Consider the following 13,394-nt stretch of genomic DNA (forward strand, 5'->3'; position numbering starts at 1 on the left):
GCACGAAAACTTACCGTTTTGACCGGATTCGCTTGATGTGCCGAGTGGCCCCGGTGCCGAGCAGCGTTACCAGAGTACCAAACCCGACCAGGACGAGGAGCGGCACTGTGACATACGTCAGCGTGAGCGGGCTGGGCAACCATGCCGCGACGACGCTGGGGGCAGGCAACGCCGGGTCTTCCTGCGGCGCGACCGGCACCTGCGTGGCGGTCTGCGGCGTGGGCTCGACCTCGGTGTCCGCCCGCCGGTGTACCCGGATCCACTCCTCCAGCAGGGCGGCCGGTTCCGGGCTCGTGGATGCCGGCACGGCCGCAGTGACCGCCGCCGCGGCATCGATCAGACCGTTGCCGTAGATCGGGCTGGGCACGACCCGCCCGTTCGGGTCGGCAGTTTCGATGACCCGGTTCATCACCTCCGCAGCATCGAGGCGGGGATAGGCGGCGCGCACCAGGGCGACCAGGCCCGACACGATGGGCGCGGCCGCGCTGGTGCCGTTCCACTGCACGTAGCCGCCGCCCGGAACGACGCCCACAAGTTGCTCGCTGGGCGCGGCCACCGAGATCGTGATGCCCTGCGAGGACGCGTCGAAGCTGGCGCCCTTGTTGCGGTCGACACCGGCGACCGTGAGCACCCCAGGGATGGTGGCCGGGGCTCCGACCTCGGTGGTGCCGCTGCCTCGGTTCCCGGCGGCGGCGACGACCACGACGTCGTTCTCGAACGCGTAGAGGAAGGCGTCGTCCCAACTCGGCGGCCAGTCCAAGGTGTTGCGGGTGAGGGACATGTTGATGACGTCGGCGCCGTTGTCGACGGCCCAGCGGATGCCCTCGGCGATCTGGTCGTCGTTGCTGAGGGTGGCGTCGCTGGTGCCGAAGGCCACCGAGACGGCCAGGAGCGACGCCTCGGGAGCCACTCCCAGCACGCCGGACCCCTCACCCGTGCCGCGTCCGGCCAGCAGGGATGCCACCAGAGTCCCGTGCTCGCTGCCTTCTCCGACGGGCGTCTGCCCATTGGTGGAGCCGAGCCCGGAGACATCCGTTCCGCCGACGACCGCACCGGCGAGGTCGGCGACGTCGGCGACACCCGTATCGATGACGGCCACCGTCACGCCCGCGCCACGGGTCGTATTCCAGGCCTGGGTGAATCCGTAGTCATTGAGCCAGTACTCAAGGTCACGCACCTGCGTGTTCTCCGCGAAGGCCGGCGCGGTCGGCGCAACGAAAGCCCCGCCCAGCGCCATGGTCAGGCCCAGGGCGACGCCCGCGCCGATCCGACGCCAGGCGGAGCGGGTCACTCGTCGGCCGTGGTGTAGTCGAGGCACTCGCAGACGGCGGGCGTCCAGGCCGCCCGGCCGAGGGCCAGATCTCCGATCGGGTTCACTCCGGGGCCTGCGGCCAGAGAGTGGGCGGCCAGCGCGTGCAGGCATTTCACGCGTTCGGGCATACCACCGGAGGAGATGCCGACGATTTCCGGAACCGTGCCCAGGATCTCGCGGTCGGCAAGGAAGCCCTCATGCGCACGCCGGTAGCGGGCACGCACCTGCTCGTCATCGGCCAGCAACTGGTTGTACTCGTTCATCACCTGGGTGGCCTCGAGGAACGACAGCGCGGCGGTCGCCGCGGGGTGCGTCAGGTAGTACAGCGTGGGGAAGGGGGTGCCGTCGGCAAGGCGCGGCGCCGTCGCCACCACGGTCGGGGCGCCGCAAACGCAGCGCGCGGCGATGCCCACGACGTTGCGGGCCGGGCGTCCCAGCTGAGCCGAGACGATGGTGATGTCGTCCTCGGTGACCGAATCGAAGGGAGGCCTGGTCATTTCGCGGCCTCGGGAGCCAGACCGGCCGTCATTACGGAGGCGAACATGGAGGAGAGCCAATCGACGTTGGTGGTTTGGATGGTGGGGGTGGCGACCGGTGCGGCCGCGTCGCCCGCGACGGGCAGGGCCAGATCGTTGATCACGAGGAAGCTCACGTCGCCGGGAAGCACATAGGACAGTCGGTCCCTGGCCTGCGTGGTGACGTAGGTGCGGTCGTTCCAGCGTTCCCGCTCACTCTTCAACTCTTCCACGGCGCCCTGCTGGGCCTCGACCGCCGCCGTGAGCGATTCGATCTGCTGGCGCTGGTCGGCGTAGGTGCGGATGCCGGGCGCCAGGACGATCACGGCCATGATCAGGAGGCCCATCATCACCAGCGAAAACCCGGACAGGCGCAGGCCGCGCAGCCAGCGAGCGGCCGCGGTCTCGGTCGGGGGCAGCGCGACGGGCTGTTCTTCGGCGCGTTTCCTGGCCACGGCAACTCCCTTCGTGAATCGCTGGTCGCGGTTGTCCCGCACTGGAACCCTAACCGCAATCGGACAAAAAAATGGAGCTCCCGAAGCCGCGGGGTGAACCCGCGCTCCGAGAGCTCCAGTCGAACTACGCCTTGAAGCGCGGGAAGGCAGAGCGGCCCGCGTACACGGCGGCCTCGCCCAGCTCTTCCTCGATGCGGAGCAGCTGGTTGTACTTCGCGACGCGCTCGCTGCGGGCGGGTGCTCCGGTCTTGATCTGGCCGGCATCCGTCGCAACCGCGAGGTCGGCGATGAAGGTGTCCTCGGTCTCACCGGAGCGGTGCGAGATGACGGCGGTGTATCCGGCGCGCTGCGCGAGGGACACCGCGTCAAGCGTCTCGGTCAGGGTGCCGATCTGGTTGACCTTGACCAGGATGGAGTTCGCGGTGCCGAGGGCCAGGCCCTTGGCAAGGCGCACCGGGTTGGTCACGAAGAGGTCGTCGCCGACGATCTGGACCTTGTCTCCGAGCTCGGCGGTGAGGTGAACGTAGCCGTCCCAGTCGTCTTCCTCGAGCGGGTCTTCGATCGAGACGAGCGGGTAGGCCGCAACGAGCTCGACGTAGTACGCGGACAGCTCCAGGGCGGTGAGTTCCTTGCCCTCGAAGTGGTAGACGCCGTCCTTGTAGAACTCGGAGGCGGCGCAGTCGAGCGCTAGACCGATGTCCTTGCCGGGCGTGTAGCCGGCGTTCTGGATGGCTTCGACGATGAGGTCGAGAGCGGCACGGTTGCTCGGCAGGTTGGGGGCGAAGCCACCCTCGTCGCCGAGGCCGGTAGAGAGGCCCTTGGACTTGAGCAGCGCCTTGAGGGCGTGGTAGGTCTCGGTGCCCCAGCGGAGGCCCTCGGCGAAGGACTCGGCTCCGAGTGGGACGACCATGAATTCCTGAATGTCCACGTCGTTGTCGGCGTGGGAGCCTCCGTTGATGATGTTCATCATCGGGACCGGAAGGGTGTGTGCGTTCGGGCCACCGAGGTAGCGGAACAGCGGCAGGCCGGCCGAGGTCGCGGCGGCCTTGGCGACGGCCAGGCTGACGCCGAGGATAGCGTTGGCGCCGACGCGGTGCTTGTTGTCGGTTCCGTCGGTCTCGTTCAGGACGGCGTCGATGATGCGCTGGTCAGCGGCGTCGAGGTCCTCGACTGCCGGGCCGAGCTCGTCGATGACAGCGTCAACGGCCTTGCGGACGCCCTTGCCCAGATAACGTGACTTGTCGCCGTCATGCAGCTCGTAAGCCTCGAACGCACCGGTGGATGCGCCGGACGGAACGGCGGCACGGCTGACCGAACCGTCATCAAGCAATACCTCGACCTCAACGGTCGGGTTGCCTCTGGAGTCAAGAATCTCGCGCGCTACTACTGCCTCAATGAGAGCCACAGCTATCTCCTGTTTCCTATATTTTTTTAATTGTTGGGGTGTTGGTCTGAAGGAATCGAGGAAGACAGCGCCGTGTTCCAATCCCATAACAGTCTAGCGACTGGCCTCAGCCGCCGAGGGGACGGAAATCGAGTTCGCCCGCGCCGGAGGCATCCGCCCCGACGAACGCGTAGCGCCCGTAACCGGCTCCGGCCGCGCGTTCCAGCAGCGCCTTGACGTTCTTGGTGCGCTGTTCGAGGCGTACCCGGAGGCCCTGTTCGACCAGTGTTCGCTTGAGCGCCACGAGCCGGGCCGGGTCTGTTCCCTTGTCGTACACCAGTACGACGGCGTTCTCAGCGGATGCCGCATCCACGCCCAACAGGTCGACGATGCGCTCGAACCCGATCGAGAACCCGCAGGCCGGCACCTCGGTGCCGAGGAAGCGGCCGATCATGCCGTCGTACCGGCCGCCGCCGCCGAGGGAGTAGCCGAGATCGGGGTGTGAGATCTCGAAGATGGTGCCGGTGTAGTAGCCCATCCCGCGCACGAGGGTCGGGTCGAACACGAGCCGCACCTCGGGCATCGCGGCGCGCAGCGCGAGCAGGTCGGCGAAGGCGTCCGTGTTGAGCCAGGCCGGCGGCGTCGGCTCGGCGGCCGTCCAGCCGGCATCGGCGATCTGGGTCAGGGTATCGGCCACGCCGTCGGTGGCGATGCCCAGGCCGGCGAGCTCCGTGACAACCCCGTCGACGCCGATCTTGTCGAGTTTGTCGATCACGATCAGCGCGCGTTCGTTCAGCTCGGGAGCCACGCTCCAATGGGCGAGCAGGGCGGTCAGGATGCGGCGGTCGTTGACGCGGATGGAGCACCCGGTCAGGCCGAGGGCGTCGAGCGCGGCGGCGGTCGCGGTGATCAGCTCAATCTCGGCAAGCAGGCCGGACTCGCCGATGATGTCGATGTCGCACTGCACGAACTGCCGGTAGCGGCCCTTCTGCGGACGCTCCGCCCGCCAGACCGGCGCGATCTGGATGGACCGGAACACCGTCGGAAGTTCCGCCCGGTGAGTCGCGTAGAACCGGGCGAGCGGAACGGTGAGGTCGAACCGCAGGCCCAGGTCGGCCAGCCCGAGCAGGTCGCCGGATGCGGCGGCGACCGCGGCATCCGTCGGCTTCAACCCACGCTTCAGCACGGCGAAGGCGAGTTTCTCGTTGTCGCCGCCGAGCCCGGAGTGCAGTCGGGCCGCGTCTTCCATCACCGGGGTCTCGATCTCGTCGAAGCCGTGCGCCGCGAAGCTTCGCCGGATCACGGCCAGTGCGTGTTCCCGGGACGCCTTGTCGGCGGGGAGGAAGTCGCGCATGCCGCGGGGAGGGGTCACTGGTGTTGCCATAGCCCCAATTGTGTCAGTTCGGGTCGGCCCGTCGATTTCCGCCGGGACGCCCGACACGGTCTCTCATGCGATGTAGTGCAAGATGTCGAAGTGGTTGTCACCGGCGCCCTGGCGATGGTCAGGAGGGTGGACATCCAGGCCACTTCCTCGGCCTGCGCTGTGACCTGCTTCTCCTGGGCCAGCGCCAGGGCGATGCGAAGCAGACGGCGATGGCGATGAACTGCTGCGAGGCATCGAATTCGTCACCGATCTGAGCGGACAGAAGACCATTGACAGATGTCTGGCTCCTGGTTGGACTGTTCCGCCACCGCCCTGTCGGCACCGCCGCGTGGCCTCAGCGCAGGCCTTCGCGCAGGCCTCAGCCGCGCAGGCCTCAGCCGCGCAAGCCTCAGCCGGGCAGGCCGATGATGCCGGCGTCGGCAACGTCGCCGGCATCCGTCGTCTCGGCCTCGCGGATCTCGTCCTGCAGACCGCGGAGGGCCGTGCGCAGGGCACGTTCGGAGTCGAGCCCCTGACTCTTGGCCGCAGACACGATGGCCAGCAGCAGCGGGCCGAGCTGGCCCTCGGTCTCGATCGGAAGCGGGAACGCGGCCTCGGTGCCGAGCAGCCCGATCTTCTGGGCTCGGCCGAGCACCTTGTCGGCGAGCGCGAGCGCCGGCATACCCTGCGGGATCCCGTCGAGCACGCTCGTGCGGGAGGGCTTCTCCGCGGCCTTGAAATCGTCCCAAGCGAGGGCCACGTCGTCGGCCGTTTCCAGGTTCAGGTCGCCAAAGACATGCGGATGCCGCCCCACCATTTTAGCGGTCATATGCGCGGCGACATCGTGGATGTCGAAGTCTTCGCCCGCGGTGTGCGCCGCGAGGTCGGCGTGGAAGACCACCTGGTAGAGCACGTCGCCGAGCTCCTCGAGCATCTCGTCGCGGCTGCCCGACTCGATCGCCTCGATCAGCTCGTGCGTCTCTTCGGTCAGGTACTGCACCAGAGACTCGTGGGTCTGCTCTGCGTCCCACGGGCATCCGCCCGGTGCACGCAGGAGAGCCACCACGCGCACGAGTTCGTCGAGATTGGAGGCGGATGCCGAGGCGGATGCCGGGACGGATACCGGGACGGTGGGATTCTCTGTAAAGGACACGCGACAACTCTAATCGCCCGGAATTGACGGAGTCTGCGGGGCCTGATCCGTCCCGTGAGGAGCCCCAGCCCCGGTCTATGCCGGCGCCATGATTTTCACGGAGGTGCCGCTGGCAGGCATCGGGATGCGGCGGGAGCTCACGGTGGCCGGCGAGCGCCGGGTAGGCGACCCAGTGTTCATCGTGGGTACCCGGAGCCGTTTGCGGGCCGCCGCCGCGATCCTGCGCCCGATGCCTGGCAGCGGCGCACCGGAGACCTGAGTGGAGTGTCCGGCGTCGTACCAATTCGACGGAGATTTTCTCGAAAGAGCGCACTCTAGGTGTGTTTACGTCCGATTTGGACAGAATCTCCGTCGAATTCGTTCGGGACGGAACCGCTGAAAGACGGGTCGGACCCACGGCCACTCGTCACGCGATCGCGACGGGCCACCCGGCCGCGGCGGGCTACGCGACCGCGACGACGGGACGCGGGAAGAGAGCGTCGAGTAGGTTGCCGGCCCAGGCGATCAGCGCCGCATCCCCAAGCGGTTCCCCGTTGATGCGCGGCATGGGCACGGTCAGCGCACCGTTCTGGGTGAAGTAGCGCGACCCGGGGTACATGCGCTGCAGGCGCACCTGCATCGAGTCGGCGAGGTTCGCCGGCGACACGCGCAGGTTCGAACCCATCGCGACGACCTCGCCGAGACTGGCCTGCTGGGCCAGCCAGCGCAGCCGGGAGACCAGGATGAGGTTCTGCACCGGCTGGGGCGGCTCGCCGTAGCGATCGGTGAGTTCGTCGAGGACCAGGTCGATCTGGTCCTTCGCGGCCGTCGGCGAGCTTGCGGCGGACAGCTTCTGGTAGGCCTCGAGGCGCAACCGCTCGCTGTCGACGTAGTCTTCGGGGATGTGGGCGTCGACGGGCAGTTCGAGCCGCAGCTCCGTCTGGCCCTCCGCGACGTCGCCGCGGAAGGCGCTCACGGCCTCGCCGATCATGCGCAGGTAAAGGTCGAAGCCGACCCCGGCGATGTGCCCGGCCTGCTCGCCGCCGAGCAGGTTGCCCGCGCCGCGGATTTCGAGGTCCTTCAACGCCACCTGCATGCCGGCGCCCAGTTCGTTGTTCGCGGCGATGGTCGACAGCCGGTCGTGGGCGATCTCAGTCAACGGTTTGTTCTCGTCGTAGAGGAAATAGGCGTAGGCGCGCTCCCGGCCGCGGCCGACCCTCCCCCGCAGCTGATGCAACTGGCTGAGCCCGAACTTGTCGGCGCGGTCGATAATGATCGTGTTCGCGTTGGCGATGTCCAGGCCGGTTTCGATGATCGTCGTCGAGACCAGCACATCGAATTTGCGCTCCCAGAAGTCCACGACGACCTGTTCCAGCTGTGCCTCCGGCAACTGGCCGTGCGCCACGGCGATCCGTGCCTCCGGCACGAGCTCGGCCAGCTTCGCGGCCACCCGGTTGATGCTGGACACCCGGTTGTGCACGACGAAGATCTGGCCCTCCCGCAGCAGCTCCCGCCGGATGGCCGCGGCCACCTGGCGGTCGGAGTACGGTCCGACGAAGGTGAGGATCGGGTGCCGGTCCTCCGGCGGGGTGGCCAGGGTGGACATCTCCCGGATGCCGGTGACCGCCATCTCCAGCGTGCGCGGGATGGGCGTGGCGCTCATCGCGAGGATATCCACGTTGGTCTTGAGCTTCTTCAGCGCATCCTTGTGCTCCACGCCGAAGCGCTGCTCTTCGTCGATGATCACGAGGCCCAGGTCCTTGAACACGATGGAGTCCGACAGCAGCCGGTGGGTGCCGATCACGAGGTCGACGGTGCCGTCGAGCATGCCCGCCATGGTTTCGCGGGATTCCTTCTCGGTCTGGAATCGACTGAGCGCGCGCAGGTGCACCGGGAATCCGGCGAAGCGCTCCTGGAACGTCTCCATGTGCTGGCGCACGAGCAGGGTCGTCGGCACCAGCATGACGACCTGCTTGCCGTCCTGGATCGCCTTGAAGGCGGCGCGCACGGCCACCTCGGTCTTGCCGAACCCGACGTCGCCGGAGAGCAACCGGTCCATCGGGATGGGCCGTTCCATGTCGGCCTTGACCTCGTCGATGGTGGTGAGCTGGTCGGGCGTCTCGGCGAACGGGAACGCCTCCTCCAACTCGCGCTGCCAGGGGGTGTCCGGCCCGAACGCGTGGCCCTTGCTGGCCATCCGTGCGGAGTAGAGCTTGACGAGTTCGACGGCGATGTCCCGCACGGCACGACGCGCCTTGGTCTTCGCGGCCGACCAGTCGCTGCCGCCCATTTTGCTGAGCGTCGGCGCCTCCCCGCCGACGTAGCGGCTGACCAGGTCGAGCTGGTCGGTGGGCACGTAGAGCTTGTCACCCGGGTGCCCGCGCTTCGACGGCGCGTATTCGAGCACGAGGTATTCACGCTTGGTCTTGACCGGGTTGCGCCCGCCGCTGGAGACCTCACGCTGGGTGAGCTCGATGAACCGGCCGATGCCGTGGGTCTGGTGCACGACGTGGTCGCCGGCCTTCAGCTGCAGCGGGTCGACGACGTTCTTGCGCCGGCTGGCCAGCTTCTTCACCTGGCGCGCGTCGTAGCCCACGGTGCGGCCGTAGAATTCGGACTCGCTGACCAGGGAGAATTTCGTCTCCGGCAGTTCGAAACCGTGGTCGACGGATGCTTTCAGCAGGTAGGCGATACCGGCCTCGGGTCGGCTCGGCCATTCCGTGACGATCCGGGCGGGCAGCTCCCGCTCGGCCAGAACGTCGGCGGCGCGTTCAACCAGCCCGGCACCCTGGGCGACGATGCCGACGGTCCAGCCGGCCTTCAGCCGCTCGGCCAGGTGACCGACGGCGCCCTCGACGCTGCCCTGGAAGCTCGGCACGGCGTCGCCCTCGACCCGCACCGTGAGCAGGTCGTCGAGTTCCCGGTGCTCGGGCAGCACCGGGGCATCCGTCGGCGCCGCCTGGAAGGAGCTCAGGGTCCACCACACGTGCGCGGACGCCGGGGCGCCGGGTGCACTGAACTGCACGGCCTCCCGCAGACGCCCGAGGGTGAGGAAGTCGCCCGACTCCAGGTCGATCGGCGCCTCGGCGCCCGCGGTCGCGGCGCTCCACGCCGCGCCCAGGAACTCCCGGTTGGTCTCGGCCAGGCTGATCGCCCGGGATGCGACGCGCTCGGGCGAGATGACGGCGACGGCCGCCTCCGCGGGCAGATAGTGGGTGATCGGCACGAGCCGGTCGACGAGAGCAGGTGCGAGGCTCTCCATGCCCTCGACCGGGATGCCCTCGGCGATCTTCGCGAGCAGGCCGGACAGGCTCGGGAACTCGTGCTGCATCTCACGGGCCCGCTGCCGAACGGCGGGACTGAGCAGCAGCTCGCGGCTCGGCGGCAGGCTCACCGAGTCGACCGGGGCAGGAAAGGAGCGCTGGTCCGAGACCGAGAACGCGCGGATCTGCTCGACCTCGTCCCCGAAGAACTCCACCCGGAAAGGGTGCGGGGCGATCGACGGGAAGACGTCGAGGATGCCGCCGCGCACCGCGAACTCACCGCGCCGCGTGACCATGTCCACCCGGGCATAGGCAACGTTGACGAGCTCACGTGCGATGGCGGAGAGGTCGTGACCACGTTGGCCGGCGACCAGGTCGATCGGCTCGTAGTCGGTGAGGTTGTCGGCCACAGGCTGCAGCGCGGCGCGCACGGAGGCGATGACGATCAGGGGGCGTCGGGCGACCGGGGCGCTCTCCTCCCACTCGCGCATCCGTCGCAGGGCGAAGAGGCGCTTGCCGACGATTTCGGCGCTGGGGCTGAGCCGCTCATGCGGCAGCGTCTCCCAGGCCGGGAAGTCGATGATCTCGGCGTCGGCGGCGAAGCAGGCAAGGTTCTCGTGCAGCGATTCCGACTCCCGCCCGGTGGCGGTGATCAGCAGCAGGGCCGGGGCCTTGCCCAGCCGGGTGCGCTGCTCGAGCAGGGCGGCGAGCAGCGGGGCGCGAAGCCCCTCGGTGAGAGAGAAATCGACGTTCCGGTTCGCGAAGGCGAGGGCATTGTCGAATGTGGAGGCGCGCGAAAGTGTGGCAATTAAGCCCTGGAGAGTCACCGGAGCATTCTACGCAACCCAGCTGACAGCCAACCCGGGCGATCAAGGGGAATCAGGGGGCGTGGAACTTCTGCTGTGCGGCGGCGACGCCCTCGGCTGCGATGAGTTCGATCGCGTCGGCGGCATCCGTCAACAGGTTGGGCAAAGCCGAACGTTCCGGGGACGTGAAGTCGTGCAGCACGAAGTCCGCGGCCGGCTGCCGGCCAGGCGGGCGCCCGATGCCGACGCGGATGCGGATGAACTCGTTCGTACCCGCTGCGGCGATGATGTCGCGCAGGCCGTTGTGGCCGCCGTGGCCGCCGCCGACCTTGATCTTCATCGTGTCGAACGGGAGGTCAAGGTCGTCGTGGATGACGATCAGGTGCGCGGGCTCCAGCGAGTAGAAGCGAAGCAGCGCGGCCACCGGCCCGCCGGACACGTTCATGAACGTGTTCGGCTTGGCCAGCACCAGTTTCGGCCCCCCGGGGAAACTGCGCCCCTCGGCGACCGACGAATTCGTTTTGTGGTTCCTGAAAGCCGCCGACAGGCGGTCGGCGAGCACGGCAGCCACCATGTGGCCGACATTGTGTCGGTTACCGGCGTAGTCGGGCCCGGGGTTGCCGAGCCCGACTACGAGCCAAAGATTGTCGTCCAGGGGAATCCTCCGCTTACGACGAAACCAGAAGGGGATGACTACTCGGCGGGAGCGGCCTCGGCGTCGCCCTCGGCGACCTCGGCCTCTTCTTCCTCTTCCTCTTCTTCCTCGGCCGGCAGGTGCACGAACGCGACGACGGCGTCTTCGTCGGAGATGAGCGTGGCGCCCGTGGGGAGCACGACGTCCTTCGCGCGGATCTGGTCGCCGTCTTCGAGGCCCTCGATGGAGACCGGGAGGTTCTGCGGGATGCTGGTGGCCTCGACCTCGAGCAGGAGGGTCTTGGTATCAAGGTCGGCGATGGTGCCGGGGGCCGACTCGCCGTTCAGGTGCACGGAAACCTCGACCTGAACCTTCTCACCCTTGCGGATGACGATCAGGTCGAGGTGCTCGATGATCTGGAGGAACGGGTCCTTCTGGACGTCCTTGACCAGGGTCAGGTGGCTCTTGCCGTCGATGTCCAGCTCGAGGACTGCGTTGGCGCGGCGCAGCAGCAGGCCGATCTGGTGCGCGGGGAGCGCGACGTGAACCGGGGTGGTGCCGTGGCCGTACATGACGGCGGGGATCTTGCCCAGCACGCGCAGCTTGCGGGCAGCACCCTTGCCGAACTTCACGCGCAGGTCGGCGACAATCTTGTTGGTGGCGTCAGCCATGGTGTTTCTCCTTGCGGACCGCTACGGCCCAGATCTGGTTTGCGGACGATGCCCGCAAAGGTGGGTACTGGTTCATTTTTCAACTCGAACGCGTGTCAGCGTGAGGAAAGGCCGTGAAGCATTCCGCCGCGTCGATAACGGATGCCGCACCCTCGGTTTCCCGGCGGGCGGCAGCCCTCGCCGAAGTTCAACTCGTAAGTCTAGCGGAGGCGACGGCGCGCGGCGAACGCGCGCAGCGGCATCCGTCACCGGCGCCGCCCGCGTCACTCCACGTCACGGCCATGGGCCGAGCGACTAGCCTTGAAGGAGTTCTGAGAACAGATAGCTGAAGGAGCAAACGTGGCCGAAACCGGCGCAGCACAGGCAAACATTGGCGTAGTGGGACTGGCGGTGATGGGCTCGAACCTCGCCCGCAACCTGGCCAGCCGTGCGGGCAACACCGTGGCGGTGTTCAACCGCTCCTCGGAGCGCACCCGCCTGCTCACGACCGAGCACCCCGAGGCCGGCTTCGTCGCCTCAGAGACCATCGAGGAGTTCGTGGCGTCGCTGCAGAAGCCGCGTACCGCGATCATCATGGTGCAGGCCGGTGCGGGCACGGATGCCGTGATCAGCCGACTGACCACCCTGTTCGAGCCCGGCGACATCATCGTGGACGGTGGCAACGCCGACTTCCAGGACACCATCCGCCGCGAGAAAGAGGTGCGCGCCACGGGCGTGAACTTCGTCGGCGCCGGCATCTCCGGCGGCGAAGAGGGTGCCCTCAAGGGCCCCAGCATTATGCCCGGCGGCTCGGTGGAGGCCTACAAGACCCTCGGCCCGATCCTCGAATCGATCGCAGCCGTCGTCGACGGCGTCCCCTGCGTCACTCACATCGGCACGGATGGCGCCGGTCACTTCGTCAAGATGATCCACAACGGCATCGAATACGCCGACATGCAGCTCATCGCGGAGGCCTACGACCTGCTCCGCAAGGTGACCGGGCACTCCCCCGCCGCCATCGCCGATGTGTTCACCGAGTGGAACGAGGGTGACCTCGAGAGCTACCTGATCGAGATCACCGCCGAGGTGCTGCGCCAGGTCGACGCCAAGACCGGCCTGCCATTCATCGATGTCGTGCTCGACGAGGCCGGCTCGAAGGGCACCGGCGTGTGGACCGTGCAGAACGCGCTCGACCTGGGCGTGCCCGTCGGCGGCATCGCCGAGGCCGTCTTCGCCCGCGCCGTGTCCAGCCACCCGGAGCAGCGCGTCCCCGTGCGCGCCGCCATCACCGCGCGCCCGGAAATCGCCGTCGTCGGCCACACCTTCCAAGACGACGTGCGCCAGGCGCTCTACGCGTCGAAAGTCGTTGCCTATGCCCAGGGCTTTGACGCGATCATCGCCGGTGCGAAGAAGTACGGCTGGACCGTGGACAAGGGCGCCATCGCCACGATCTGGCGCGGCGGCTGCATCATCCGGGCCCAGTTCCTGAACCGCATCGTCGACGCCTACGCCAACGACCCGTCGATCGCCTCCCTGCTCGCCGACCCGTACTTCGCCCAGGCCGTCGCCGACGGCGAGTCGGCGTGGCGCCGCGTGGTCTCGACGGCGGCACTGTCGGGCATCCCGGTTCCCGGCTTCGCGTCGGCGCTCAGCTACTTCGACTCGCTCGCGAGTGAACGGCTCCCCGCCGCACTCGTGCAGGGCCAGCGCGACTTCTTCGGCGCGCACACCTATAAGCGCGTCGACATGCCCGGAACCTTCCATACCCTGTGGTCGGGGGACCGCAGCGAGATCGAGACCGAGGGCTCCTCGCTCTAGAGCCGCTCCTCCGGTGGCGCAACTGTTGCCGGAGCGGACGAGTGTTGCCCGCACACCGGCAA

At 68.0% G+C, this 13,394-nt stretch carries 11 protein-coding genes; 2 read left to right on the forward strand and 9 right to left on the reverse strand.

The annotated features are described in order from the left end of the window. Window positions 1-10: 10 nt before the first annotated feature. The 6 genes from E3O28_RS06690 to E3O28_RS06715 all read right to left on the reverse strand — a co-directional run bounded on the left by E3O28_RS06690 (window position 11) and on the right by E3O28_RS06715 (window position 6,182). Window positions 11-1,237, reverse strand: a complete 1,227-nt coding sequence (locus E3O28_RS06690) for a S8 family serine peptidase (protein WP_134415487.1) — start codon at window positions 1,235-1,237, stop codon at window positions 11-13. Window positions 1,238-1,287: 50 nt separating this feature from the next. Beyond that, complete coding sequence (locus tag E3O28_RS06695) at window positions 1,288-1,809, reverse strand: DUF501 domain-containing protein (protein WP_104100835.1); 522 nt, start codon at window positions 1,807-1,809, stop codon at window positions 1,288-1,290. Next, window positions 1,806-2,282: a septum formation initiator family protein gene (locus E3O28_RS06700; protein WP_134343481.1), complete on the reverse strand. Its 477-nt coding sequence runs from the start codon at window positions 2,280-2,282 to the stop codon at window positions 1,806-1,808. The genes E3O28_RS06695 and E3O28_RS06700 overlap by 4 nt, the downstream gene beginning before the upstream one ends. 124 nt (window positions 2,283-2,406) lie before the next feature. Further along, on the reverse strand, window positions 2,407-3,687 hold the full coding sequence (gene eno, locus E3O28_RS06705) for a phosphopyruvate hydratase (RefSeq protein WP_104170826.1): 1,281 nt from the start codon (window positions 3,685-3,687) through the stop codon (window positions 2,407-2,409). Window positions 3,688-3,793: 106 nt separating this feature from the next. After that, window positions 3,794-5,050 (reverse strand): histidine--tRNA ligase, encoded by a 1,257-nt coding sequence (hisS, locus tag E3O28_RS06710; protein WP_134415460.1) that lies wholly within the window; start codon window positions 5,048-5,050, stop codon window positions 3,794-3,796. A 388-nt stretch (window positions 5,051-5,438) separates the two neighbouring features. Beyond that, a complete protein-coding gene (locus tag E3O28_RS06715) occupies window positions 5,439-6,182 on the reverse strand; it encodes a MazG family protein (protein WP_134415461.1) in 744 nt (247 codons plus the stop codon). An 88-nt stretch (window positions 6,183-6,270) separates the two neighbouring features. On the opposite strand from E3O28_RS06715, the gene E3O28_RS16280 reads away from it, so the two are divergent. Continuing rightward, complete coding sequence (locus tag E3O28_RS16280) at window positions 6,271-6,441, forward strand: hypothetical protein (RefSeq protein ID WP_166784758.1); 171 nt, start codon at window positions 6,271-6,273, stop codon at window positions 6,439-6,441. 183 nt (window positions 6,442-6,624) lie between these two features. Here E3O28_RS16280 and mfd read toward each other — a convergent pair whose 3' ends face one another. Genes mfd through E3O28_RS06730 form a run of 3 tightly spaced genes read right to left on the reverse strand, consistent with a single transcriptional unit; the run spans window position 6,625 to window position 11,535 of the window. Beyond that, window positions 6,625-10,251 carry a transcription-repair coupling factor gene (gene mfd / locus E3O28_RS06720; protein WP_104100830.1) on the reverse strand — a complete coding sequence of 1,209 codons (3,627 nt, stop codon included), beginning with the start codon at window positions 10,249-10,251 and terminating at the stop codon, window positions 6,625-6,627. Window positions 10,252-10,303: 52 nt separating this feature from the next. After that, window positions 10,304-10,885 carry an aminoacyl-tRNA hydrolase gene (gene pth / locus E3O28_RS06725; protein WP_104100829.1) on the reverse strand — a complete coding sequence of 194 codons (582 nt, stop codon included), beginning with the start codon at window positions 10,883-10,885 and terminating at the stop codon, window positions 10,304-10,306. A gap of 38 nt (window positions 10,886-10,923) precedes the next feature. Then, window positions 10,924-11,535, reverse strand: coding sequence for a 50S ribosomal protein L25/general stress protein Ctc (locus tag E3O28_RS06730; protein ID WP_104100828.1), 612 nt, complete (start codon window positions 11,533-11,535; stop codon window positions 10,924-10,926). Window positions 11,536-11,874: 339 nt separating this feature from the next. On the opposite strand from E3O28_RS06730, the gene gndA reads away from it, so the two are divergent. Then, window positions 11,875-13,332 (forward strand): NADP-dependent phosphogluconate dehydrogenase, encoded by a 1,458-nt coding sequence (gene gndA, locus E3O28_RS06735; RefSeq protein ID WP_134415462.1) that lies wholly within the window; start codon window positions 11,875-11,877, stop codon window positions 13,330-13,332. Window positions 13,333-13,394: the final 62 nt, after the last annotated feature.

Source organism: Cryobacterium sp. TMT2-14, assembly GCF_004402465.1.
Classification (GTDB): domain Bacteria; phylum Actinomycetota; class Actinomycetes; order Actinomycetales; family Microbacteriaceae; genus Cryobacterium; species Cryobacterium sandaracinum.

Bases quoted from the DNA above. Each gene is read 5' to 3' on its own strand.
- E3O28_RS16280 (WP_166784758.1), top strand. From the start codon at position 6,271: ATGATTTTCACGGAGGTGCCGCTGGCAGGCATCGGGATGCGGCGGGAG.
- E3O28_RS06730 (WP_104100828.1), bottom strand. From the start codon at position 11,535: ATGGCTGACGCCACCAACAAGATTGTCGCCGACCTGCGCGTGAAGTTC.
- hisS (WP_134415460.1), bottom strand. From the start codon at position 5,050: ATGGCAACACCAGTGACCCCTCCCCGCGGCATGCGCGACTTCCTCCCC.
- E3O28_RS06690 (WP_134415487.1), bottom strand. From the start codon at position 1,237: ATGGCGCTGGGCGGGGCTTTCGTTGCGCCGACCGCGCCGGCCTTCGCG.
- E3O28_RS06695 (WP_104100835.1), bottom strand. From the start codon at position 1,809: ATGACCAGGCCTCCCTTCGATTCGGTCACCGAGGACGACATCACCATC.